This is a genomic window from Bacillus sp. NEAU-CP5 (assembly GCF_026420705.1).
Classification (GTDB): domain Bacteria; phylum Bacillota; class Bacilli; order Bacillales; family Bacillaceae; genus Bacillus; species Bacillus velezensis.
Genome location: NZ_JAPMOV010000001.1, coordinates 478,771 through 503,496 on the forward strand (window position 1 = coordinate 478,771; position 24,726 = coordinate 503,496).

A 24,726-nucleotide genomic window follows, 5' to 3' on the forward strand; every position below is an offset into this window, starting at 1 on the left:
ATCATTACCCCCTATTTCGGTATATCGTCACTCCTGTAAGCCCGTAAATTTCCCTTCTTGTTACAGAAAGCGCGCCGACGGCTTCAGGAAGCGCAACGGCTTTATCATGCTCGGCTACGACAAAACCGTCTTCATTCAGCATGTTCTGCTCATCAATCATTTCGATAAGCGCTTTCAGCTTTTGTTCCTTATACGGAGGATCTAAGAAAATTCCGTCAAAACCTTTTTCCCGTTTCGCCGCGGCATAGAGGGCCCGCTCTGCATCATTGCGGTATACTTCCGCTGAAGACAGCAGATCAAGCGCTTTGATATTCGCTTTTACCGTTTGGATGGCTTTGAAATCACGATCCACAAAGATACAGCGGTCAAATCCGCGCGACAGCGCTTCAATCCCGAGACCGCCGCTCCCCGCAAACAAATCCAGCCCCGTTCCTCCGTCAAAATAAGGGCCGATCATATTAAAAATAGACTCTTTTACTTTATCCGTCGTCGGCCTTGTTGATGTGCCCGGCACAGCCTTTAAGGCTCGTCCTTTTCTTGAACCGGAAATTACTCTCATTATTCACACCACTTTTTCTGAAAACTTTGATGTTTCTCATCGGCTGAGCCGTTATGTATAAAAACAATCCCTATCTTATCATAAAGCATTCTTTCAAACAATGAACGTGAAATCGTGTATACATATTCACATTCCTGTCAAGACTACGTGTAACAGCATCAATGAATGATGTTGTTGCCAACCGCGGAGAAGACTTACGTTTCCCCATAAGTTCTTCCTCCGGTTTCTCCTCTCCCTTTTCCTTCTCCTTAACTTGTTAAGGAATAGAAGGACCCCGCAGGTATCTGCGGGGATTTTTTTATATGCCGATTTTATAATCGTACTCTTTCGCTTTATCAAGCTTTGATTCAAATTCCAGCTTTAAAAAAGGTTTATAAGAAGGCTCTACCTTCTTCACATAAGAATAAGAAGAAATCTTTTCCATTGTTTTTTCGATTAGGTCCATATCGCAATACAGCACAACGTATTTCAGCCGCTTTGAAACATAATGAACGTTGCCGAATTTTCTCAGCATTTTGCTGTGTTTTAAGGAATGCAGATATACGATTATGCCTTGGCGCTTATTTTCCATCATGATCACCCGCCTGACTTTCTGTTCATTTTATGTAAAAGACGAGACGGCCGTCTCGTCAGGAAACTTTGCATCCGCAGCCGCCGCCGGAACCGCAGCCGCCGCCGCAGGATGACAGGCCGTCAAAATAAGGATTCCCCGTCGGCACTTTTACATGCTCCGAGACGGCCGTTCCGAGTTCAATGCTGATCTCGTCAAGCAGCGACTGAAGCTCAGTCTCCGCTTTTTTAAATTCGGCCACCTTATCGTTTAAATCCAGTTCCCGCTTCATTTCTCTCATTTTGCGGGAAATCTCTCTATAATCAGGATGGTATTTGCCAAAGCGCTGCACATCCTCATACTGCTCTTTAACGCTCATAAAAGAACGAATGATCCGCCCTGCCTCTTCATCTTCACGGAGACGCTTGTAACAATCGCGGTAATTTTCAGCCGTCTCAGACTGCAGAATCATGCCGGCAAGCTGCTCCGCTTCACTTTGAAGCTTGACGGACTCAATTGTTGCATACATAAATACGCACCTCCAGTTGCTAGTTTACCATGAAACCACCCAATTGGAAAATGCGGCGTTTAAACGCTTTTTAATCCTGTGAACGCATGGCGTGAACCATCTGCATCATCATCTGCGCCATTTGAATCCCGTTTGAGAATTGGCTTACCCGATGCGGTATCGTCTTTTCATAAAAATTCATCATGTCAAGCTGAAAGGAATTGAGATCGTCCGGTTTTCTCGCAAGTCTGCGGTACCAGACGGGGCGCTGCCGTATAAACCGTTTCCGTTCCTCATCTGCGGATATGAATTCCTGAACCTCTTTTCGCATACACGATCCCCTTCTTTAATCCTTCCTGAACGAAAAAGGATGTTGTCCGGAGCCTTGCCGGGGCTGCTTCGTGCTGCTCCCCGAAAATTGGCTTAAAAGGCTTTGCAATGATGAAATGGATTGGCTCATTTTATTGATCTGCTCATTCATTTGGTTGATATCCATCTTTTTGACGGCAGTGACCATTTTTGAAACGAAATCGTTTTTTTCAGCTGGTTCCTGTTTGGTTTCCGCGTCGGAAGAAGGCTGAACGGCCTCGTCTTTAAAAGGGGTCCATATCGGATCATCCTCGCCCAGAAGAACCCAGTTTTCATAGACTTCCTGCCAGCTTCTTTGTTCCTTGCGAACATTTTGGATCAGTTTGGGATGCTTTTTTACGAATTGTTTAAAATCATCGATTGATTGCCGTGATTGCTGATTCGCCACAATTCTCACCCCCTCCGAAAAGTTTTGCCTGCTATAATGTATCGGTTCATGCGCCTTAATGTTCGCCTAAATTGCGAAAAAAAGCAGGTATATATAAAAATTGTTTTTTTCAGCAGGACGCCGCTCGCGAAAAAACATAAAAAAACCGCAGGGGACGCGCCCCTCTGCGGTTTTTTACTGCCAAGGCTTAATGAAGTTTTGCGTATAATACTTCCGGTCCACGCCGACACCGAGGTGCGTATAATCCGGGCTTAACAGCGCCTTTCTGTGGCCTTCGCTGTTCAGCCAGCCCTCCACGGCTGCAGGACCGTCCACATAGTTGTAGGCAATATTTTCACCGGCCTCCCGGTATTTCACATCGCCTTTTTCCAAGCGATCCTTCAGAGTCCCGTATTTTTTTGAGACGTGAGAGAAATACTTGTTATCCTTCATGTCCTTGCTGTGACCGAATGCCACTTTTGCGGCGCCTTCGTCCCATTTCAGCCTTGCAAGTCCGTGTTTTACGCGGATGACATTTGTAATATCGAGAATCTGCTGCTCACTCGCTCGTTCAATGTCGTTCCATTTTTCATCAGAAACAGGTTCGGGTTCTGTCAGCTTTCCTCTATACATAACTTCATACGGCCTTTGTTTCACAAGTGTTTCCGCATCAAATGCCCTGATGCTTGACAGATTCCCGTCAAATTTGTCCATGTACAGCTGAACATACATTCCGCCTATCTTGACGGTGGGACGGGTATTGATATCTTCCTCGGAAAACTCGAAGCGATACGTGTTTCCCTTGTCAGTCACATTGACAAAAGGAGAAACCTGCGTCGTTTTAAAAACTTCGCCCGTCGATTCGCCGATCTTAAACGGTTTTGCGTTGATGCCGCTTCCCGAAGCGTATAAAGTCACGGCTTTATCATTCAAAATACCGACTTGTACGTATTGGTCTTTCCCCTGGTTGTACACCCACCACTCGTAATCGTAGGCAGAAGGATCTTTCCGAGACGGTTCCCCAAGTTTCTTTTTCACATCGGCGGCAGATTTCCCCATGAGAGAAAGCAGTCCGGATGACGGCATTTTCAGCCGTTTTCCGCTCTCTTCTTCATTGGAAACCTGAGGCTCCTCCTGATCCGTCTTTTTCTGAGGAGCCGATCCATATTGTATAAACAGAACATACGCTCCGTAAATAAGCAAAAGGATAACGAGAGCCCTTGCGATATTTTTCAACCTCTCACCCCCATATGTTCAAACCGTTCTGTTATTGTTTACTCTTATACAGTACAGCCTATTTGCATCGTCCGTGATTTATGTTTAATGGATAAACCCCTCCGGACCGCCGTCTTCAGAAATGTCAGACAGCGCCCGGCCTGCTTGCTCATTTGATTGCTCGGCCAACGAAAGATCGCCGAGCGTAACAATGCCGACCAGTTTTTTATCCTTTGTGACGGGAATTCTTCTGAGCTGATGTTCAGCCATCAAATGGAGCACCTCCTCCACAGAGGCGTCTTCTTCTGCACTGATAACCCGCTCTGTCATTGCGTCGGTTATTTTTTGAGAGTTCGGCTTTTTTGAAGCAATTCCCCGTAATACGAGATCTCTGTCTGTCACGATCCCGACAAGTGTGGCGCCGTCTTCATCCACTATCGGAATGGCGCCGACATCCGCGTCTTTCATCTTCACCGCAGCTTCATATACATTATCTAATACTGTACAATATTGCAAGTCTGACGTCATGAGCTTATTGATCTTTGTCATTGCGGAATTCCTCCTTTTTTCTGCTACTATTGTCGTCAAATTTTTCTTTTTGCATACTTTCACCGTATGAATCATTGAAAGTGTAACGCTTTCATACTATGATTGTCAGGAAAGGGCATTTTTAAAAGGAGGGGGAAGGTTTGAAGTTTGAAAACAGCGGTCTTGAAGGGGTAACAGCGGAGCTCAGCCGCTTGAATGATCTGATGGAAGGTAAAGGGCTCATTCTGGCTGGACAATGGGATTATGAAAGAGTGACTTACGACAAAAAGTTTTCAGTACCTGAGGGGACATTTTATCTGCGGATTCAAGGAACGGCAAAAGAGGGCGATGTCGGCGGCAGCCGGGCCGTGATTCAGCTGAAGGCCCCTCTTTTAGGAAAGCATTATTATCCGCACGGCGTAGAATACGGCAGCGCTGAAGAATTTCCGGAACATGTCGTCGCTGAAAGCAAAGCTTTACTGCTTGAATTGGAAGAGTCATTAAAAACAGTGCAAATGTAATAAAAAAGTACAGCATATTCTGCTGTACTTTTTTCATGAGACGGTATGCTCGATATACGGCGGCTCTGACGGCGTATCTTTTTCCCGTTCCGTTCTGACCCACTGAAAAAAGATGACAGCCAAATATGTTCCGTAGACCGCCTCTTGAATGATTTTCATCAGTACTGCCCCAAGCTGCTGATCTTCCAGAGGAGGGAGCGTGTTAAACATCTCCGGTCCGGATAAAGGGATCTCCTCCAGCAAATCTAAAGGAACGCAAAGCTTCATTGCTTCGGCCCAAGCCGCCGGATCTGTATACGTGGCATACATGGGCGCCCCGCTGAACATAATGAGCGCGCAGGCCGGCGTTAACAGAATCCCGTCTGCCATAATATACCCCAGCTTCATTAAACCGCTGAGACGGGGCAGACCGTCCACCTTATGCACAAGCGGCCACCACATAAAAAACGCCGTTACAAAGATGAGTCCGTTCATCAGCGTGTGATACAGCGAATCCGTTTTGACGAAATCAAATATAAACGGGATGTGATACAGTGAAAAAATACCGTTAAACAGCACTAATGCGATAAGCGGCATTGAAAAGAACGAAAACAGCGGCTTTACGACAGGACGGAAGATCAGTTTCTTCCATGCCCAGCCGGGAATTCCGGAAATCAACAGCGGCGGTACGACTAAAAACAGAACCGCCATCTGCGTCATATGAGCACTGAACATCACATGGCCCAATAAATCAACCGGACTTCCCGCAGCCGTGTAAAAAAATAGCGCGGAAAGCACAAACAGCACCTTCTCCTTAGCGGCCACACGTCCTTTATGCCGGCTGCACCAGTAAAAGTAAACACCTGTTATCACGGCAGTTATACAAAACAGATACGGGCTCCACATTGCGCGAAACCCGAACATTTCCAAATTAATCAAATCTCTCACTCCCCGCCGTCCCGATTACCACCAAATAATCGTGACAAATGCAAGCACGGTGATAAACGCGACAAATATTCCCGAATACAGAAATAATGACGGCGCTTCATGCCCCTTCTGGCTCATATGCATAAAGTAAAACAGCTGAAAGATGACCTGGATGACCGCAAGCAGGATCAGAAACGGCATCGTAAACCATCCGGCAATGCCGTCAGCAGCCACCGTCAAAAACGCGACAAGCGTAAGGCCGATCATCAAACCGAAGGATATGACCTGATATTTCATCTCCTCGGCATTTTTCTTTTTCCGATATTCGAGATCCGTACTGACAGTCCCTCTGTTTTTGTTATCGTCCATCGTTATCCCACCATCCCCATCAAATATACAACGGTAAAGATAAAGACCCACACGACATCGATAAAATGCCAATATAAGCTGGCCACATAATATTTCGGCGCATTATAAAGGCTGAGCCCTCTTTTCGCATTCCGAATCATAAGCGCGCTGATCCACAACAGCCCGAACGCCACGTGTGCTCCGTGTGTGCCGACGAGCGTGTAAAACGCTGAGCCGAGCGCAGAGCTTGTAATGGTAAAGCCGAATTCGTGAGTGTAATGCATAAATTCATAGATTTCCACCCCTAAAAATCCTGCTCCCAATAAAACGGTAACCAAAAGCCACACCTGCATTTTTTTAAAGGAGAAATTCTTCATATGATACATCGCATACACACTCGTTAAGCTGCTCGTTAAAAGAAGCATCGTCGCGATAAATACGATCGGCAGCTCAAACATCTCAGCCGTTGACGGCCCTCCGGCTTTAGATTCCCGTAAAGCAAGGAATGTTGCAAATAGCGAGGCGAACAGAACCGTTTCCCCGCCGAGAAACAGCCAAAATCCCAAAAACTTATTTTTCCCTTCCAGCGTTGCTTTTTCAGGAGAAGCCGGAAAGGTTTCAGCCGTCATTTTTTCCTGCAGCTGCATTACGCCTTCACCCCTTTATCATCATTCGGCAGATCTTCTTTGTGAATATGATAGCCGTAATCATCGACCACAGAGCGAAGCAGCATGGTAAAGAATGTGATGCCGAGCCCTATGAAGATAACCGGAAGCCCCCATGAATAATCGGAGTGGTATAGAAACCCGAACGCTGCGACAAACAGCCCGAAAGATATGATAAACGGCATGATGGATCCGTTCGGCATATGAATGTCCTCTACAGGCTCTGCAGGCGCCATCCCTTCATTTCCGGCCTGCTTTTCAATCCACAGCGGGTCAAGTCCCCGGACAAACGGAAGCTGTTTAAAATTATATTCCGGCGGCGGCGAAGAGACCGCCCATTCAAGCGTACGACCGTCCAGCCACGGGTCGTTCCCGACGTATTTCCCCTTTATTGAGGTATAAATAATATTGACGACGAGTAAAGCAGCCGCGCCCGCCATGAAAAACGCGCCGATTGAACTGATCAGGTTGCCGGTATCAAGCCCCTGGCCGGGCAGATATGTGTAAACGCGCCGCGGCATTCCCATCAAACCGAGGAAATGCTGAATGAAGAAGGTAAGATGAAACCCGATAAAAAATAAGACGAACGAAATTTTCCCCATCGTTTCATGAAGCACCTTCCCGAACATTTTCGGCCACCAGAAATGCACGCCCGCCAGGATGCCGAACACAACGCCGCCGATAATGACATAGTGGAAATGCGCTACGACAAAATAAGTATCGTGGAACTGATAATCTGCCGCTGCGGCCGCCAGCATGACACCCGTGACTCCTCCGAGTACGAAAGAAGGAATAAAGGCGACGGCATACAGCATAGGCGTCGTGAATTTGACGTTTCCTCCCCAGATGGTCAAAAGCCAGTTGAAAATTTTAATGCCGGTAGGCACCGCGATCGCCATCGTCGCAACCGCAAATATCGCATTAGCGATCGGTCCGAGTCCCGTCGTAAACATGTGGTGAACCCAAACCATGAACCCGAGAAAGCCGATCAGCACGATCGCAAAGACCATAGACGAATAACCGAACAGACGTTTCCTTGCAAATACGGGAATGATTTCTGAAAAAATCCCAAAGACGGGAAGAATTAAAATGTATACTTCCGGATGCCCGAAAATCCAAAACAGATGCTCCCAGATTATCGTATTGCCTCCCAATTCAGGATTAAAGAAATTCGTTCCGAACAAACGATCCAGCATCATCAGCGCCAAACCGACGGTGAGCGGAGGAAATGCGAATAAAATGAGTGCCGACGCCACAAATGTCGTCCACGTAAACAGCGGCAGTCTCATATACGTCAAACCCGGCGCCCTCATATTAATAATCGTGGCGAGAAAATTGATCCCCGCAATCAGTGTACCTAAGCCTGATATTTGCAGGCCGAGCACGAAAAAGTCTATGCCGTGCCCTTTCGAATTAAGCGCAAGCGACGCGTACGACGTCCAGCCTGCATCAGGAGCGCCTCCTAAAAACCAGCTCAGATTCAAAAAGATGCCTCCGAAGAAAAACAGCCAAAATCCGAGCGCATTCAAAAATGGGAATGATACGTCACGCGCCCCGATCTGCAGCGGCACAACCGCGTTCATCAGCCCGAATAACAGCGGCATCGCCGCCAGGAAGATCATTGTCGTGCCGTGCATCGTCATAATTTCATTAAATTGCTGCGCACCCATAAAATCGTTCCCCGGCCTCAAGAGCTGAATCCTGATAAGCATGGCCTCAAGTCCGCCGACGACGAAGAAAAATCCCCCGGCGATCATATATAAAATCGCGATTTTCTTATGGTCAACCGTCGTCAAATAATCCCAAAGCAAAGAGCTTTTTCTTTGCTGTACTGTAAGCGTATTCATCATTTACGACCTCCCCCCTGATATCTCCCTGTCCTCACTTGTTCTCCGCTTTCAGCCCTTTTAAATATTCATACAGCGCATCCGTTTCAGCGTCCGAGAGCTTCGGATAAGTGCCTGTCATTTTATTGCCCGGTTTAATGCTGTCCGGATTTTTCAGCCAGGCTTTTATATTCTCTTTATTCGCATCCTTAATGCCGGCCACTTTGACCCGTTCACCGAAGGTAGCGAGGTTCGGAGCCGTTCTTGCCGCTTCAGCCCGTTTATCATTGGGCTCAACCGCATGACAGCTCAGGCAGTTTTTTTCCTTAAACAGCTCTTCTCCTTGCGCGGCTAAACCGGAATCTGTTGTATGCTTATAATTTTTCATCGCTTTCGTCCATTGTTTAAATTCTTTTGACGGCAGCGGTTTCACTTTGAAATCCATCAGCGCATGTGAAGGTCCGCACAGCTCTGCGCATTTCCCGAAGAAATATTCTCCCGCTTCTTTGCTGCGTTTAGAATCGAAAGTCAGAAAGAAAGTATTATCATTATCCGTATTCGTATCGATTTTTCCCCCGGCTGACGGAATCCAGAAAGAGTGTTTCACATCTGAGGACTTCAGCTTGAAATAAACGCGTTCATCTGTGGGAACGATCAGCTCCTGACTTGTCACAAACCCGTAATCAGGATACTCGAATTCCCACCAGTATAAATTCGCCCTTACATTAATCACGAGCGCATCCTCTGCTTTACGGTTTTTCTTATCCATCGGCGACGTATCCGCCAGCGCCAATGTATCGATGACAACCGGAATGACAAGAATAATCAGAAGCAGGATCGGAATAACGGTCCAAGTGATTTCTAAAAAACGGTTCCCCTCCACCTGTTTCGGTATCGTGTCTTCCCCTATACGCGACCGTCTGAATCTCACAATGACGTAAAAGAAAATAACTGCTACGACCGCAACGACGACAACCATGATAAGTGTGCTGAGCACCGTCAGATCATATTGTTTATCAGCCACTTCGCCGGCAGGCTTGAGTGTGGACAGAAACGGTTTTCCACAGCCGCTCAATAAAAGCGGCACTAAGGCTAATAATGATAAAAGACGCCAACGCTTTAACATTTCACCCAACCCCTTTTTTGAATCAGTACGAGATGCACAAGCAGTAAAACTGCTTCCAGCCGAAATACTTCATTTCCTCATTTCTTAAAATATGAGATTTTTTACTTAAAATTCCATCTATGTATAAAAGCAAAGCCGCCTGATTAAACAAAAGGTCAAGGCGGCGTTTACTAGTTGTCATTGTTTGTTTTGGCGATCAAACAAGCTCATTATTCAATTAAAACAGCGTGAAGACCACCATCGCTACAAAATAAATGGTCATGTAATTAAGCGAATAGACAAACATAAGAGTTGCCCACTTCATGATGTTTTTCATGCGGAATCCCATCAGTCCGAGAACAAGCCATCCGACATTCAGCAAAGTGCCGAGAATGACGATCGGAAGACCGAGACTGCCGAGGAAAAACGGAAGCGGCAGCAGGCATGCGACCCAGACGATAATCTGTCTTTTCGTCACTTCAAAGCCGTGCACTACCGGAAGCATCGGAATATTCGCTGCTCTGTAATCTTCCGTCTTCTTAATCGCAAGCGCTAAAAAGTGCGGAATCTGCCAGATGAATAAAATCATGAATAAAACCCACGCGACAACACCGATGTGTCCTTCAACCGCTGTCCAGCCGATTAACGGCGGCACGGCGCCTGATACACTTCCGACAACCGTATTAATCGTATAACGGCGTTTCGTCCACATTGTATAAAGAACAACGTACGTAAACACGCCGATAAAACCGATGACTGCTGCCATCACGGTGGTCATCAAAAGCATGATAAGTCCTAAAGCAATGAGTAAAATTCCTGACCACAGCGCTTGATTCGGCTGAATCTTTCCGGTTACCGTCGGTCTTACTTTCGTGCGTTCCATTAAATGATCAATATCACGGTCATAATAGTTGTTAACCGCACAAGAACCGGCGATGATCAAAGATGATCCTATTAATGTAAGAAGCACGGTGTTTAAATTGCCTAAAAAACTCAGACCGGATATATGTAACGCAAGCCACATGCCGGTAAAAGTCGTAATTAAATTCGAATTGACGATTCCTATTTTGATAAGCGAAAGGAAATCCTTCCATGCCGTCGTCTCTTCAATCTGTCCGTCTATAGCTGTATCGTTTAAAATTCTGGAATTAGCCATAACGTAAACCTCCCTTACAAACCTAAAGCAGGTTTTTTAAGACCTGCAACTCTATCATACAAGATAATGACCTGTAAAAAAACATCCTCTTAAATATTAAACGAGAAACAGGAATTTATTTGTGAACTTTTTATGAATTTTACCATACCCGCCGGTTTCATAATAAAGCGGTTACTTTATTTCTATCAGACCCATCTGGAATAATCAACCCCATTATCTAAGAAGTCCTGATTCTATTATATTTTTGTGAACAAACAGAATTGAGAATTGCCACAAAACACATATTCGCTTACACTTGGTACGTATATCATTTTGTCCAGTTTGTTAAGAAGGTGAATGTAAAATGAATAAAGCTTTGAAAGCGCTCGGCGTACTGACGACATTCGTCATGCTCGTCGTGCTGATCGGCGGCGCTCTTGTCACAAAGACAGGATCGGGTCTCGGATGCGGACGGCAGTGGCCGCTTTGCCACGGTCGGTTTTTCCCGGAGCTTAACGCCGCTTCTATCATTGAATGGAGCCACAGACTCGCAAGCGGTGTCTCAATCGTTCTCGTGCTGAGTCTCGCTTTTTGGGCATGGAGAAAAGTCACGCCTGTTTTCCGTGAAACAACCTTTCTCGCCATTATGTCCATTATCTTTTTATTTTTACAGGCGCTTCTCGGCGCATTAGCGGTTGTTTTCGGATCAAATGCGCTCGTTATGGCGCTTCATTTCGGCATATCGCTGATTTCTTTCGCTTCTGTTCTGATTTTGACGCTGCTCATATTCGAAGCTGATAAATCAGACAAAAAGCTCGTCAAGCCGCTCAGAATCGGCAGGAAAATGCAGTTTCATATGATCGGCCTTTCGATTTACACGTATATCGTCGTTTATACGGGAGCTTATGTGCGCCATACGAAATCAAGCCTTGCCTGCCCTGACGTTCCGCTTTGCAGCAGGCTGAATCACGGGCTTCCGTCCCATTTTCAGGAATGGGTGCAGATGGGCCACAGAACGGCAGCGCTGCTTCTGTTCGTATGGATTCTTGTCGCTTTTGCGCATGCGGTGCGCTCCTACAAAGATCAAAAACAGATTCTTGGGGGCTGGATAGCAGCTCTTGCCTTTGTTGTATTACAGGCGCTCTCCGGAATCATGGTTGTTTATTCAGAAATGGCCACCGGCTTTGCACTTGCCCATTCGCTCTTTATTGCCGGCCTGTTCGGCGTCTTATGCTATTTCTTATTATTAATCGCCCGCTTCCGCTATGAATCAAAACAGCGGAACATCTGAGGCACATGAAAAGGCCGAAGCATTAGAGCTTCGGTCTTTTTACATATAAAAAACCTGATCGCACACGGGGGCGGATCAGGTTTTTTATGTTCATTTTTTACGCTTTTTCAATTTCGATCAGTAAATCGCCTGTCTGAATCGGTTCACCGTTTTTCACATGAATCTGCTGTATCGTCCCGGAGAACGGCGCCTGTACCGTCGTCTCCATTTTCATCGCTTCATTAATCATCAGATGATCGCCTTTATTCACCTTTGCCCCGGTTTCCGTTAACAATTTAATGACGGTTCCCGGCATGGATGCCGCAATGTGGCTTGGGTTTGTCCGATCTGCTTTTAATTTTTCCTGTACGGACGATTTAATGCTTTCATCTTTAATGACCACCTCGCGCGGCTGGCCGTTCAATTCGAAATAAACGACACGTGTCGCATCCGGCTGCGGTTCACCGATAGATACAAGCTTCACGATCAGCGTTTTTCCGCGCTCGATCTCCACTTCGATTTCTTCACCGAGTGTCATGCCATAGAAGAAAGTCGGTGTGTCTAATACGGAAATATCACCGAAGCGTTCTGCCGTTTTAACATATTCAGTAAACACCTTCGGATAAAGAGCATACGCGATTGCGTCCTGATCACTCAATTCCATCTGATGTGTTTCTTTCCATTCTTCTTTAATGCCTTCAAAAGATACCGGTTCAAGCAGCTCACCCGGTCTTACCGTGATCGGCGTCTGTCCTTTCAGAACGAGCTTTTGCAGTTTTTCCGGAAATCCGCCGTGCGGCTGGCCGATCTGCCCTTTAAAGAGCTCAACGACTGAATCCGGAAAATCAAGCGTTTCGCCTTTATCATAAACATCTTGTTCTGTTAAATTGTTTTGCACCATGTAAAGCGCCATATCTCCGACGACTTTGGAAGAAGGTGTTACTTTCACGACGTCGCCGAACATGCGGTTGACGACGCTGTACATGTCTTTCACCTCATTCCAGCGATCACCGAGGCCGACTCCTTTTGCCTGCTGCTGCAGATTGCTGTACTGGCCGCCCGGCATTTCATGATTATAAATCTCAGTATGCGGAGACTTCATCCCGCTTTCAAATTCACTGTAATACTGACGGACGGATTCCCAGTATTGCGACAGTCTTTCCACCTGCCGGACATCCATTTCAGGACGGCGGCTGTTTCCTTCAAGGGCATGATAAAATCCGCTTGCGCTCGGCTGTGAAGTCAGACCCGCCATTGAGCTGACGGCGACATCCACGATGTCCACACCCGCTTCAACAGCTTTGGCATAGAGAAAGACGCCATTGCCGCTCGTATCATGCGTGTGAAGATGAACGGGAATATCAATCGTTTCCTTCAGCGCTGAGATAAGTTCGTATGCGGCTTGAGGTTTCAAAAGACCGGCCATGTCTTTAATACCGAGAATGTGGGCACCAGACGCCTCAAGCTCTTTCGCCATAGAAAGATAATATTTCAAATCATATTTCGTCCGGGTCTTATCAAGAATATCTCCCGTGTAACAAATCGCAGCCTCCGCCACTTTTCCGGTTTCACGGACGGCATCGATGGCCAGCGTCATCCCTTTTACCCAGTTCAGGCTGTCAAAGATCCGGAATACGTCAATACCTGACTCCGCTGACTGCCGGACAAATTTTTGGATGACATTGTCCGGATAGTTTGTATAACCGACGGCATTTGATGAACGAAGGAGCATCTGGAACAATGTGTTCGGCACTTCTTTGCGAAGATCTTCAAGGCGTTTCCAAGGGTCTTCTTTTAAGAAACGGTACGCTACATCAAATGTCGCGCCTCCCCACATTTCAAGGCTGAACAGTTCAGGCCACAGGGCAGCCGTAGGATTCGCGATTTTTTTCAAATCATTGGATCTGATCCGGGTTGCAAGCAGAGACTGATGGGCATCCCTGAACGTTGTATCGGTCAGGAGCACGGATTTTTGCTCTTTCACCCAGTCAGCAAGCCCCTTAGCGCCTCTTTCGTCAAGGATCTGTTTCGTACCGCTTGCCGGCTTTTCTTCGATACCTAACGTAACGGTCTGAGGCTTATCAAATGCAGGTTTTTCTTTTTTCCCGATTCCCGGAAAACCGTTCACCGTGACATTGCCGATATAGGAAAGCATTTTTGTTCCGCGGTCCTTCTGTTTTGGGAAAACAAACAGCTCAGGCGTTGTGTCGATAAACGATGTGTCGTATTGGCCCGTCAGGAATTTTTCATGCTTTGCCACGTTTTCAAGAAACGGAATATTGGTCTTAATGCCTCTGATCCGGAATTCCTGCAGGTTGCGGACCATTTTTGCTGATGCCTGTTCAAACGTCAGCGCCCATGTCGACAGCTTGACGAGCAGTGAATCATAGTAAGGCGTAATGACGGCGCCCTGGAAGCTGTTTCCCGTATCAAGGCGGACGCCGAAGCCGCCGCCTGAGCGGTAAGCCATAATTTTACCCGTGTCAGGCATAAAGTCATTCAGCGGATCTTCAGTGGTCACACGTGATTGGATCGCATACCCGTTTGTAAAAATGTCTTTCTGCTCAGGGATATTGACGGCACGGCTGTGGAGTCCGTAGCCCTGCGCGACGAGGATTTGCGTCTGAACGATATCAACCCCCGTTATCATTTCCGTAATCGTATGCTCCACTTGCACGCGCGGGTTCACTTCAATAAAGTAAAATTCACCGCCCGCTACGAGAAATTCCACGGTCCCCGCGTTGATATAGCCGACATTTTTCGCAAGCGCCACAGCCGCTTCACAGATTTCGTCCCTTAATTCAGGCTGCAAAGATACACTCGGCGCCACCTCAATGACCTTTTGATGGCGTCTCTGAACGGAACAGTCCCGCTCATACAGATGGACGACATTGCCTTCTTTATCTCCGATCACCTGAACTTCAATATGCTTAGGATTTTCGATCAGTTTTTCAACATACACTTCATCGTTTCCGAATGCGGCTTTCGCTTCTGATTTGGCCCGCTCAAACGATTCTTTCAATTCGCTTTCACTTCGGACGATTCTCATTCCGCGGCCTCCGCCTCCGAGCGATGCTTTAATAATAAACGGAAATCCGTGGACTTTTGCGAATTGTTCGACATCTTTTAATGTTTCAGCCGGTCCGTCACTCCCCGGAATAACGGGGATGCCGGCTTTTTCTGCCTGCTCCCTCGCCTTTACCTTATCTCCGAACATATCCAAATGCGCTGACGTCGGTCCGATAAATACGATGCCCTCTTCTTCACAGCGTCTCGCAAATTGGATATTTTCAGAGAGAAATCCGTAGCCCGGATGAATGGCATCAACACCGTTTCTTTTTGCGATCTCAATAATCCCTTCAATATCAAGATACGCATCAATCGGTTTTTTGCCTTCTCCCACAAGATAAGCTTCATCCGCTTTATAGCGATGATAGGAGCCCGAATCTTCTTTTGAATAAACGGCTACCGTTCTGATGTTCAATTCTGTGCACGCCCGGAAAATCCGGATCGCAATTTCTCCCCTGTTTGCTACTAACACTTTTTGGATGGATTGTTGTGACAAACTTTTCTCCCCCTTGGCCTAATAAATATGTAGTTTATAATAAAGGAATATCCGTTCTGTGTATACACTTGTTTTTTAGAGATACACAGATTTTTCCGTCTGCCGTCTTTTTACCCCCTTAGACGGAACGGGCTCCCTCTTTTTCTTCTTTTCTGAGTACTTGACATGCATGCTGACATTCACCAATATACCGGCGCTCATTAATAACAACAACATTGATGAGCCCCCGTAGCTGATAAACGGCAGCGGAACACCTGTAATCGGAATTAAGCCGCTGACACCGCCGAGATTGATAAAAGTCTGAATCGCAATCATGCTGGATATCCCGATTGCCAAAAGGCTCCCGAACGGATCTTCACATTTTCTCGCAATATAAAAACCTTTTAACACGACAAAAGCCAGCAGTACAATGACAAACAGGACGCCGAAAATGCCGAGCTCCTCTGAAATAACCGCCATAATAAAGTCTGTATGCGATTCAGGCAGATAACCGTATTTTTGAATGCCTTCTCCAAGACCGAGACCGAAAAAACCGCCTGAGCCGATCGCATAATACGAATTTATAATCTGCAGGCCTGATGTGCTGGCGTATTTAAATGGATTTTCAAGGCTTTCAAACCGGCTCATACGACCGGGTGTCAAAATATCGTCCCATTTCAGATAGATGATCGGGCTGACAAGGAGCAATACGATTCCCGCCATGAGAACCAGCCTGAGCAGGGTCCTTCCGCTGAATCCCGAACACATAATGACGCAAAACGCGATCAGACCGATAATCATTGCCGTTCCGAAGTCGGGCTGAATGGCGATAAGCGCACAAATAACTACGGTGACGATCACCGGCGGAGCAACCCCCGTCAAAAGCTGATCGATGTAGCTTTGTTTCTTTGCATATACCGCGGCAAGGTACAGTATCAGGGTCAGCTTGACAAATTCCCCCGGCTGAATGGCCATTCCGCCGATTTTAAACCAGCTTTGCGCGTTTCCGGCAACATGTCCGAAAACAAACAGCGCGCAAAGCGCAGCCACTGACGCAAGCAGTATGAATTTCTGAATCTTTTGATGGGCGAACACTTTGTACGGAAAAACGGCCGCGATGATAAACAGCACAAACCCCGCGATGACGGCGAACAGCTGCCGTTTAAAGAAATAGTCGCTGCTCACGCCGTAACGCATAACGGCGGTAATCATGCTTGAGCTGTATACCATTACCAATCCGAAACAGCACAGCAGAATGATAGCGCATATCAATGAATAATCGTAAGATTTTAACATTCTTTTAAACATAACATCCTCTTTCCTGCTTAAAGCTTACGTTTAATACCTATAGCGTATTATATTTTACTATAATTCATAAACAATTTACGCAGTTTCTTTATAGTTTTTCGGATGAAATGCAGATTAAGAGACCGTCTTACGAAAAGAAGATGCAAAAAAACGGTTTACGGTTATAAAAAAACCCAAACCGTTGAATAGTTTGAGTTTGATCATTTATTTTCCTGTAAACGCGTCATGCAAAGCAGACAGTTCTCTTTCAAGTCTGTCCAGCAGCTCTTTGCCGTCGTTTTCGTCAACTAATCCCAGGCGGACAGCAAAATCGATTTCCCTCGACAGTCCGAACATCTGAGTATCCAAGACCTCTTCATACAGAGGACATTGAGGCATCGTTAAGTTATCCATTTGTACTCGGATCAGCTTCAAAATCTTCTCAGCATCTAACTTCAACAGCTCGAATGCTTTCTGCTGATGGTCAACTATAATCTCTGAAGCCAAAAGTATCCCTCCGTTCCCCAGGCGAGTACCTAATTCTTCTATTTATCATAAAGGGTATCAGGTGAAATTGCAAGAGGATTTAAGCAGATGTTATGATAAAAAATGTTTCAAAAAATACTCAGCCTGTATTTCTCAGACATGATTTCCAAAAGCTTCACACCCGCGATGCTGTTGCCTTTTTCATCAAGCGCCGGGCCGAATATACCGATCCCGAAGTTGTACGGCGAAATGCCCATGATTCCTCCCGAAACGCCGCTTTTAGCGGGAATGCCGACCTTGATTGCGAATTCCCCGCTCGCATTGTACATGCCGCATGTCACCATAAACGTCTTGCAGATTCTCGCCACATCTTTTTTAATGACCTGCTCCCCGGTTTCCGGATGCTTGCCGTCAAGGGCGAATACACAGCCGATTTTGGCTAAATCCAGACTGCTCATCTTAATCGCGCACTGTTTTGTATACAAATCCATGACCTCTTCAACATCGCCTTTAAAAATGTCATACTGCTTCATGTAATAACACATGGCCCGATTAATCATGGATGAACTGAATTCCGATTCCGCGACATGGCTGCAATATGTAATGTCCTGATTATTCGCAAGTCTTCTGATGAATCCGAGCAGGTAATCCAGGCGGTCTTTCGGCGAATGCCCTTTAATTAAGCCCGTAACGACGAGAGCCCCTGCATTAATCATCGGATTTAAAGGCTTACCCGGATTCACTGTTTCAAGCTTAATCATGGAATTAAACGGGTCGCCGGTCGGCTCCTGACCCACGCAGCTGAACACCTTTTCCTTTCCGTAATCCATCAGTACGAGCGCCAGAGAAAGCACTTTCGAAATGCTCTGCAGCGTAAATGTCCGGTCGGCGTCTCCTGCCGTCAGACATGTATTTTCCGCATGATAAATCGTGACCGAAAGGCTGTCTTGTTCAGATTCAGCCAGAGCCGGAATATAGTCTGCCACTTTGCCTTCTTCGGTTCTTTTTTTCGCTTCCTGAACTAATGCGTCCAGCTCTTGGTAATGCCGGCATACCATGTCGATCATCCTCACTTCGCTGCCGTTGTATACATCTAATTTGCGACGCAAAGTGACAATTCATGCGAAAACTTTTATACTTTAAGTAAAGGGGGGCTTCACCATGAGCGTTATTCAAGTAAAAGGCAATGTTACATACCCGATTACAATTGATCCGAGTGTCTGGATTTTCGATGACCGCAAGTTTCCGTTTGAAAAAAATCAGCCCGTTCATCCGGACGGCTCTGCAGAAACCCAGGAGCATACGCTTGATCCGGAACGGGTGATCAGAGAAGGGCGCATTTCGCCGCCGACTTTAAAAAGCGAAAAACGTTATGAAAAAGAAAGACTGATGAACGGCAGCTTCGCCATGAAGCTCGGCGCTGTTTTAGCAAATGCCGAGCCGAAAGAAAGCGCTGTCCTGTGCGCATTTATTTCAAAATCAGAAAGAACCGAAGTGCCGCTCGAAAAGGCGATGGACGCAATCGCGCATTTCAGCGATGCGGGGAAACCCCTTCAAGACGGCGGCCCGGTCCATTTTTACGTGGACGGAGACTTTGAAAAACCGATAACGGGCGTCACAGAAATCGAAGTTTTATAACAAATCGGCGGCAAGCTGTGCAAGGCCGGATCTCTCACCTTTCACAAGCTTCACGCTGCCGGAGACGGTTTGTTCTTTAAACCGTTCTACAACATAAGCAAGTCCGTTGTTTAAACTGTCTAAGTATGGGTGATCTATTTGCTCCGGATCGCCCATCAAGACAATTTTGCTGCCCTCTCCCACCCGAGTCAAAAGCGTTTTGACCTCGTGCCTCGTCAAATTCTGAGCCTCATCAATAATAATAAACTGATCCGGAATGCTTCTTCCCCGAATGTATGTCAGCGCCTCCACCTGAATCGATCCGATTCCTGCCAAAATCGCTTCAAGTTCACCCGGCTTTTTCGCATTGAATAAAAATTCAAGATTATCAAAGATCGGCTGCATCCACGGCTTGAGCTTTTCCTCTTTTTCGCCCGGCAAATATCCGATATCCTTTCCCACCGGGACGATGGGACGCGCGACGATCAGTTTTTTATAAATCCCGAGATCCTCCGTCTGCAGAAGCCCTGCCGCGAGAGCAAGCAAGGTTTTACCCGTTCCCGCTTTTCCGATCAGGGTGACAAGCGGGATATCTTCCCTCAGCAGGAGTTCAAGCGCCATTGTCTGCTGAACGTTCTTCGGCCTGATACCCCATACGTGCTCATCATCGAAAACGAGTCTTTTTACGGTCTCGCCTTTCTTATCTGTCATGCCGACCGCAGACGAAGATCCTCCTAATTCATCTTTCATCAGCACAAATTGATTCGGATAAACCTGATGCTGCTGGAGCTCCTTGACTGAAATTTGTTTGTTTTTATAAAACGAGGCAAACCGCTCTTTATTCATAAATATATCTTTGTACCCGCTATATATTTCATCATGGTCAACGACTCTGTCGTTTAAAAAGTCCTCCGCCAAAAGCCCGATGGCATCCGCCTTTACCCTGACAAGCACATCTTTGCTGACCAGGATGACGAGGCGGCCGTTTTCTTTCGTTTCCTCCTCAAGGCTTAAATTTTTTGCCACCGCCAAAATGCGGTTATCATTCGTTTTTTCGATAAAAATTTCTTGGAGCTGGTGAAACGACCGGTGGTTCAGTTCAATTCTGAGCGTTCCTCCGCTTTCAAGCGGAACTTTCTCGTGCAGCCTTCCTTTCTCCCTGAGCCCGTCTATCAGCTTAGATACGTGCCTCGCATTTCTCCCGACCTCGTCCATATACCGCTTTTTTGAATCGACCTCTTCCAGCACGACGGCGGGGATGACAACTTCGTTTTCTTCAAAGGAAAAAATGGCGTTAGGATCCTGCAAAAGTACATTCGTATCTAACACATAAATTTTACTCAAGTCTCAGCCTCCTGAAATAAGGATCAAAGCCCATCGTGTGCTTCTCTTTCCGCGAATAACGGGGATGCCTGCTAAAATATATGATTTGGTGCATAAAGATAGAAGGTTAATTCAACAATAAAATAAATGAAAGCATTCAAGGAGGAAATCTGACGTGCGAATTCTTTTCATTATTATACAAGCCTTGTTTATCCTTACCGGCTGCACTGCTGTACAGGACGGCCGCGGCCGCAATATTCAGAACGAATCAGCCGATCAGCGCGATGCAAAACCGATCCATGTGAAAAATACGGCTCCTGAGACAGCTGAAAATCCCGGCCGGACAGACATCGCTAAGCATCTCGTCGAGGTAACCGAAAAAATCCCCGGCATTTCAGATGCCACCGCGGTTGTACTCGGAAGATACTCCGTTGTCGGTATCGATGTGGATGACAATTTAGAAAGAAGCAAAGTGGAGAGCATTAAATACACGGTTGCCCAGGCGTTAAAAAACGATCCTTACGGCGCCAATGCCGTTGTCGTGGCTGATCCTGATACGGTTTCCCGTCTGAGAGGCATGGGCAGCGACATTAAGGCCGGCCGCCCCGTTTCAGGCATTTTGGACGAACTTGCCGCCATCGTCGGTCGTGTCATGCCGGAAGTCCCGAATGATGTGACCGACAATGAAAAAGAATCACCGACTCAATCGAATGATGATCAGCTGAACCAAAGAGACCAGAACAAGCTGCAGAACGAACAGAACGATCAATCGGATCATCATATGAAAAACCGCCGGTAAAAAGCAGCGCCCGCTCCAAAGGAAGGGCGCTGCTTTCTTTCCCTTTGGCAGGAGGGGCATCCATGATATAATGCTTGTCATAGTGAAAGAGGTGAAAAATCAATGAGAGTAAAATGTTCCATTTGCGACAAAATCGAACAAATTGATGATGAAACACTGACAGCCAAACGCCTCCGCAATCGTCCGATTCATACATATATGTGCCGGGAATGCCATGACCGAATCAAAGTCAAAACGGAGGCGCGGCTGAATACCGGACACTTTTCCTTTCATCCCGGACAAAAAGCGAAAAAAGATAAACTGAAAAAATAAACCGAATAAAAAATGACCCGCCGGAAGGCAAGGTCATTTTTTTATTGCGGTTTAGCTGACTGGCTTTTTTTGGACTGGTGCAGACGGATTTTGTAAACGATCAAAATCAAGGCGGCGACAACAAGCCCTTCTCCGACTGGCAGAAACACACCGAAAAAAGTCAGTACGGTGCAGCCGAGCACGAGAAAGAGATAAACTGCCGCAGCCTTCAACACCGGAAGCCGTTTGGCAAAGCCGAGTTTAAATACAATCACTGAAAGCACGACGATCGTTCCGTATAACAGCCACATTCCCGTCAGCGGATGCTCATCCACTTGGTAAAGAGCCGCAAAGAACGACAACCGTTCACTTACTTCATTCAAAAGGATCCCCCTCCCCTTTTCCGTTCGGGTTCTACCTCTTCAAATTCTGCAAGTGATTAAGACATTCCTGCTGTTTTTTTCTTTTTCGCCGCTTTTTCACGTTCGTTTTTATTCAGGATTTTCTTTCTTAAACGGATGGATTCCGGCGTTACTTCACAGTATTCATCTTCGTTTAAGTACTCGAGTGATTCTTCAAGCGACATAATGCGCGCTTTTTTAATCGTAGTCGTTTGATCCTTCGTAGCGGAACGGACGTTTGTCTGCTGTTTCATTTTGCTGACATTGACGACAAGGTCATTGTCACGGTTATGTTCGCCGACAATCATGCCTTCATATACTTCTGTTCCAGGCTCAACGAAGATGACGCCGCGGTCTTCAATACCTTGAATTCCGTAAGATGTCGCTTTTCCGTTTTCCATGGAAACGAGCACACCCTGACGTCGGCCTCCGACTTGGCCTTTTTGCATCGGCTGATAGCTGTCAAACGTGTGGTTCAGGATACCGAACCCGCGTGTCAGTGACAGAAACTCAGTAGAATAGCCGATGAGTCCGCGTGAAGGTACGGTAAAGATCAGGCGGACCTGGCCGTTTCCGTTATTAATCATATCAAGCATTTCGCCTTTTCTCGCACCCATTGATTCCATAACAGAACCGGTATGCTCTTCAGGCACGTCAATCTGTACGCGCTCAACAGGCTCGCAGCTTACGCCGTCGATTTCCTTAATGATAACTTCAGGTTTAGACACTTGAAGCTCATAGCCTTCACGGCGCATGTTTTCAATTAAAATGGACAGGTGAAGCTCACCGCGTCCTGAAACAACCCATGCGTCAGGTGATGCAGTCGGTTCGACACGAAGACTGACGTCTGTTTGAAGCTGCGCGTTCAGACGCTCTTCAATTTTGCGGGCTGTGACATATTTGCCTTCACGGCCTGCAAACGGGCTGTTGTTTACAACAAATGTCATTTGGAGCGTAGGCTCATCAATGCGCAGAACCGGCAGCGGCTCATGGTGGTCAGCCGGACAAACCGTTTCACCGACGTTGATGTCTTCCATGCCCGAAACGGCAACGAGGTCTCCCGCTCTCGCTTCTTCAATTTCCACGCGTTTCAATCCTTGGAAACCGAAGATTTTCGTTACGCGGAATGATTTTACCGTTCCATCAAGTTTCATCAATGAAACCTGCTGACCCACTTTCATCGTGCCGCGGAAAACGCGTCCGATACCGATACGGCCGACATAATCATTGTAATCAAGCAGCGCCACTTGGAATTGAAGAGGCTCTTCGGCGTTATCTACCGGGGCAGGGACATGTTCAAGAATCGTTTCATACAGTGATTCCATATTTTCGTCCTGCTTTTTCGGATCCAGACTTGCCGTTCCGTTAATCGCAGAAGCGTAGACGACAGGGAACTCAAGCTGTTGTTCGTTTGCGTCAAGCTCGATGAACAAATCAAGCACTTCATCAATGACTTCTTCCGGGCGGGCGAAATCACGGTCGATTTTGTTTACGACGACAACCGGATTTAAGTTCTGCTCAAGGGCTTTTTTCAGAACGAAACGGGTTTGCGGCATGCAGCCTTCATATGCGTCAACGACTAACAGAACGCCGTCAACCATTTTCATAATCCGTTCTACCTCTCCGCCGAAGTCGGCGTGTCCCGGAGTGTCCAAAATATTAATGCGTGTATCTTTATAGTTAATCGCAGTATTTTTCGCAAGAATTGTAATACCGCGTTCACGTTCAAGATCGTTTGAATCCATTGCGCGTTCGGCAATATTTTCGTTGGCACGGAATGTTCCGGCTTGGTGAAGCAATTGGTCTACCAAAGTCGTTTTCCCATGGTCAACGTGGGCAATAATCGCGATGTTGCGAAGATCGTTTCGAAGTTTCACATTTTCATCTCCTAAAAAAATTAGATAACTTTCATATTATACCACACATCCTCTTTAAAAGCGTTACGTTTTTCTGTAAACTGAAAGTATGACGTTAAAGGGGATGGAAATATGAAAAAATTGAATTGGCTCTTATTATTATTTGCATTCGCAGCAGTCTTCAGCATGATGCTGATCGGCGTATCAATCGCTGAGAAAAGCGCATGGGGCATCATCGGAAGCATTGTTCTCGTTATCGCCATGATGGGAAGCGGTTTCACCGTAAAGAAAAAAATGCGCGAACAGGGACTGCTTGATTAAAAGCATGACCCTTTGCAAAATTCCGTAAACATGAAAAGCACAATATCTAATGAAGCCTGAATCAAAGATTCAGGCTTTTTTACATCCTCAAAACAGGCTAAGATGTAAGGCTTATCTCCCCCGCCGCCTAGTCAGGAAGCCGGAAATGACGGCCCCCACTCTAGTTACATCAGCAGATTCCCTCAGAAAATGAAGTCTGAAATAGTCCGGCATCGTTATGCAGAAAATACCATACCTCCTATATCAATTCCATCATTGTCTTTTTATACTTGTGGCTGTAAGCAAATACACATGACAAGGAGAGAATGAAATGAAAACATCTTTTTTGAAGAAAACCGCTGTAACTGCCGCCGCAACCGCCTCAGCCGCCTTGCTTGCATTCAGTCCGCTTGATTCTGCCGGCGCAAAAACGATCCAGGCAAATGAACCGCATGTCCTGCAGGCTTCCGCAGAGAAAACACCGGAAGACGCGGTAAAACTCATTGACATCATCAGCCAATCGATTTACGAAAAAGACGGTGTCTATTATTTTGACGGTGAAAAAGCGGTTGAATTGGGATTAGATCAAGAACAAGCCCAGATCATTCAAAAGCTGTGGGACAGTTCAACCGAATTTTTAACCGTTCTTTCCCAATGTATTGAGAAAACGGACGGCGAATATACATTTAATAAAGAAAAAGCGGTGGAGCTCGGCTTTACGGAAAAAGAGGCCCTTATCGTTGATCAGCTGTTCACCGCTTTTTCCCAAAGTCTTCATATCCTTCAATCTGCGCTGATTGAAGAAGACGGTGTGTATACGTTTGATCAGGACCTTGCTGAAAAAGCAGGAGCAGGAAAAAAAGAAGCAAAGCTGTGTGCCGGATTCTTTAATTCACTGCCCCAGGAATTGCTTGAAGGCATTTATACAGCCTTTCATCCGGCTGAGTAAA

Annotated in this window: 27 protein-coding genes; 7 read left to right on the forward strand and 20 right to left on the reverse strand. The window is 46.4% G+C overall.

Annotated elements, in window-relative coordinates:
• Nucleotides 1–4 precede the first annotated feature (4 nt).
• From rsmD to OTK50_RS01900, 7 genes are all read right to left on the reverse strand, one after another.
• Entirely contained in the window at nt 5–559 is a 555-nt protein-coding gene (gene rsmD / locus OTK50_RS01870; RefSeq protein WP_007409693.1) for a 16S rRNA (guanine(966)-N(2))-methyltransferase RsmD, read from the reverse strand.
• 298 nt (nt 560–857) lie between these two features.
• Nucleotides 858–1,130: a YlbG family protein gene (locus OTK50_RS01875; RefSeq protein WP_014417705.1), complete on the reverse strand. Its 273-nt coding sequence runs from the start codon at nt 1,128–1,130 to the stop codon at nt 858–860.
• Between the two features lie 58 nt (nt 1,131–1,188).
• Entirely contained in the window at nt 1,189–1,638 is a 450-nt protein-coding gene (locus tag OTK50_RS01880; RefSeq protein WP_003154472.1) for a YlbF family regulator, read from the reverse strand.
• 70 nt (nt 1,639–1,708) lie between these two features.
• Entirely contained in the window at nt 1,709–1,948 is a 240-nt protein-coding gene (locus tag OTK50_RS01885) for a YlbE-like family protein (RefSeq protein ID WP_003154475.1), read from the reverse strand.
• Between the two features lie 15 nt (nt 1,949–1,963).
• Nucleotides 1,964–2,374, reverse strand: a complete 411-nt coding sequence (locus tag OTK50_RS01890; protein WP_045207344.1) for a YlbD family protein — start codon at nt 2,372–2,374, stop codon at nt 1,964–1,966.
• A gap of 174 nt (nt 2,375–2,548) precedes the next feature.
• Nucleotides 2,549–3,589, reverse strand: a complete 1,041-nt coding sequence (locus tag OTK50_RS01895; RefSeq protein WP_014417703.1) for a CAP domain-containing protein — start codon at nt 3,587–3,589, stop codon at nt 2,549–2,551.
• A gap of 84 nt (nt 3,590–3,673) precedes the next feature.
• The gene (locus OTK50_RS01900) at nt 3,674–4,117 is read right to left on the reverse strand and encodes a CBS domain-containing protein (protein WP_014417702.1); all 444 of its coding nucleotides are present in this window, start codon (nt 4,115–4,117) and stop codon (nt 3,674–3,676) included.
• 140 nt (nt 4,118–4,257) lie between these two features.
• Here OTK50_RS01900 and OTK50_RS01905 point away from each other — a divergent pair, with 140 nt between their 5' ends.
• The gene (locus OTK50_RS01905; protein WP_007409688.1) at nt 4,258–4,617 is read left to right on the forward strand and encodes a YugN family protein; all 360 of its coding nucleotides are present in this window, start codon (nt 4,258–4,260) and stop codon (nt 4,615–4,617) included.
• A gap of 33 nt (nt 4,618–4,650) precedes the next feature.
• Here the strand turns inward: OTK50_RS01905 and ctaG are convergent, their stop codons facing one another.
• From ctaG to cyoE, 6 genes are all read right to left on the reverse strand, one after another.
• A complete protein-coding gene (gene ctaG / locus OTK50_RS01910; protein WP_007611233.1) occupies nt 4,651–5,535 on the reverse strand; it encodes a cytochrome c oxidase assembly factor CtaG in 885 nt (294 codons plus the stop codon).
• Between the two features lie 24 nt (nt 5,536–5,559).
• Nucleotides 5,560–5,892, reverse strand: a complete 333-nt coding sequence (ctaF, locus tag OTK50_RS01915) for a cytochrome c oxidase subunit IVB (RefSeq protein WP_007409686.1) — start codon at nt 5,890–5,892, stop codon at nt 5,560–5,562.
• 2 nt (nt 5,893–5,894) lie between these two features.
• Nucleotides 5,895–6,518 (reverse strand): cytochrome c oxidase subunit III, encoded by a 624-nt coding sequence (ctaE, locus tag OTK50_RS01920; protein ID WP_003154482.1) that lies wholly within the window; start codon nt 6,516–6,518, stop codon nt 5,895–5,897.
• Nucleotides 6,518–8,386 (reverse strand): cytochrome c oxidase subunit I, encoded by a 1,869-nt coding sequence (gene ctaD / locus OTK50_RS01925; protein WP_224224237.1) that lies wholly within the window; start codon nt 8,384–8,386, stop codon nt 6,518–6,520. Before ctaD ends, ctaE begins: the two co-directional genes overlap by 1 nt.
• A gap of 31 nt (nt 8,387–8,417) precedes the next feature.
• Complete coding sequence (gene coxB / locus OTK50_RS01930) at nt 8,418–9,488, reverse strand: cytochrome c oxidase subunit II (RefSeq protein WP_003154484.1); 1,071 nt, start codon at nt 9,486–9,488, stop codon at nt 8,418–8,420.
• Between the two features lie 217 nt (nt 9,489–9,705).
• Nucleotides 9,706–10,623: a heme o synthase gene (gene cyoE, locus OTK50_RS01935; RefSeq protein ID WP_003154486.1), complete on the reverse strand. Its 918-nt coding sequence runs from the start codon at nt 10,621–10,623 to the stop codon at nt 9,706–9,708.
• Nucleotides 10,624–10,966: 343 nt separating this feature from the next.
• On the opposite strand from cyoE, the gene ctaA reads away from it, so the two are divergent.
• On the forward strand, nt 10,967–11,893 hold the full coding sequence (gene ctaA / locus OTK50_RS01940) for a heme A synthase CtaA (RefSeq protein WP_007611205.1): 927 nt from the start codon (nt 10,967–10,969) through the stop codon (nt 11,891–11,893).
• 97 nt (nt 11,894–11,990) lie between these two features.
• Here the strand turns inward: ctaA and pyc are convergent, their stop codons facing one another.
• The 4 genes from pyc to glsA form a co-directional block, all read right to left on the reverse strand.
• Entirely contained in the window at nt 11,991–15,437 is a 3,447-nt protein-coding gene (gene pyc, locus OTK50_RS01945; protein ID WP_038457904.1) for a pyruvate carboxylase, read from the reverse strand.
• Between the two features lie 75 nt (nt 15,438–15,512).
• Nucleotides 15,513–16,724 carry an FtsW/RodA/SpoVE family cell cycle protein gene (locus OTK50_RS01950; RefSeq protein ID WP_015239798.1) on the reverse strand — a complete coding sequence of 404 codons (1,212 nt, stop codon included), beginning with the start codon at nt 16,722–16,724 and terminating at the stop codon, nt 15,513–15,515.
• A gap of 204 nt (nt 16,725–16,928) precedes the next feature.
• Nucleotides 16,929–17,210: a YlaN family protein gene (locus OTK50_RS01955; RefSeq protein ID WP_003154494.1), complete on the reverse strand. Its 282-nt coding sequence runs from the start codon at nt 17,208–17,210 to the stop codon at nt 16,929–16,931.
• 107 nt (nt 17,211–17,317) lie between these two features.
• The gene (gene glsA / locus OTK50_RS01960) at nt 17,318–18,247 is read right to left on the reverse strand and encodes a glutaminase A (RefSeq protein ID WP_038457903.1); all 930 of its coding nucleotides are present in this window, start codon (nt 18,245–18,247) and stop codon (nt 17,318–17,320) included.
• Nucleotides 18,248–18,350: 103 nt separating this feature from the next.
• Between glsA and OTK50_RS01965 the strand changes: the two genes are divergently transcribed.
• On the forward strand, nt 18,351–18,827 hold the full coding sequence (locus tag OTK50_RS01965; RefSeq protein ID WP_007409680.1) for a hypothetical protein: 477 nt from the start codon (nt 18,351–18,353) through the stop codon (nt 18,825–18,827).
• On the opposite strand, the gene OTK50_RS01970 is transcribed toward OTK50_RS01965, so the two are convergent.
• Entirely contained in the window at nt 18,822–20,150 is a 1,329-nt protein-coding gene (locus OTK50_RS01970; RefSeq protein ID WP_007409679.1) for a PhoH family protein, read from the reverse strand. The two genes, OTK50_RS01965 and OTK50_RS01970, sit on opposite strands and share 6 nt — an antisense overlap.
• A 154-nt stretch (nt 20,151–20,304) precedes the next feature.
• Here OTK50_RS01970 and OTK50_RS01975 point away from each other — a divergent pair, with 154 nt between their 5' ends.
• Both OTK50_RS01975 and OTK50_RS01980 read left to right on the forward strand, forming a co-directional pair.
• Nucleotides 20,305–20,928 carry a YhcN/YlaJ family sporulation lipoprotein gene (locus OTK50_RS01975; protein WP_012117484.1) on the forward strand — a complete coding sequence of 208 codons (624 nt, stop codon included), beginning with the start codon at nt 20,305–20,307 and terminating at the stop codon, nt 20,926–20,928.
• A gap of 102 nt (nt 20,929–21,030) precedes the next feature.
• Nucleotides 21,031–21,240 (forward strand): YlaI family protein, encoded by a 210-nt coding sequence (locus OTK50_RS01980; protein ID WP_007409677.1) that lies wholly within the window; start codon nt 21,031–21,033, stop codon nt 21,238–21,240.
• 41 nt (nt 21,241–21,281) lie between these two features.
• Here the strand turns inward: OTK50_RS01980 and OTK50_RS01985 are convergent, their stop codons facing one another.
• Both OTK50_RS01985 and typA read right to left on the reverse strand, forming a co-directional pair.
• Entirely contained in the window at nt 21,282–21,602 is a 321-nt protein-coding gene (locus tag OTK50_RS01985; protein ID WP_007611192.1) for a YlaH-like family protein, read from the reverse strand.
• 56 nt (nt 21,603–21,658) lie between these two features.
• On the reverse strand, nt 21,659–23,497 hold the full coding sequence (typA, locus tag OTK50_RS01990; RefSeq protein WP_007409675.1) for a translational GTPase TypA: 1,839 nt from the start codon (nt 23,495–23,497) through the stop codon (nt 21,659–21,661).
• 111 nt (nt 23,498–23,608) lie between these two features.
• On the opposite strand from typA, the gene OTK50_RS01995 reads away from it, so the two are divergent.
• Both OTK50_RS01995 and OTK50_RS02000 read left to right on the forward strand, forming a co-directional pair.
• On the forward strand, nt 23,609–23,797 hold the full coding sequence (locus OTK50_RS01995; protein ID WP_003154504.1) for a YlaF family protein: 189 nt from the start codon (nt 23,609–23,611) through the stop codon (nt 23,795–23,797).
• A gap of 310 nt (nt 23,798–24,107) precedes the next feature.
• A complete protein-coding gene (locus OTK50_RS02000) occupies nt 24,108–24,725 on the forward strand; it encodes a hypothetical protein (protein ID WP_045207335.1) in 618 nt (205 codons plus the stop codon).
• The last annotated feature ends 1 nt before the right edge of the window (nt 24,726 follow it).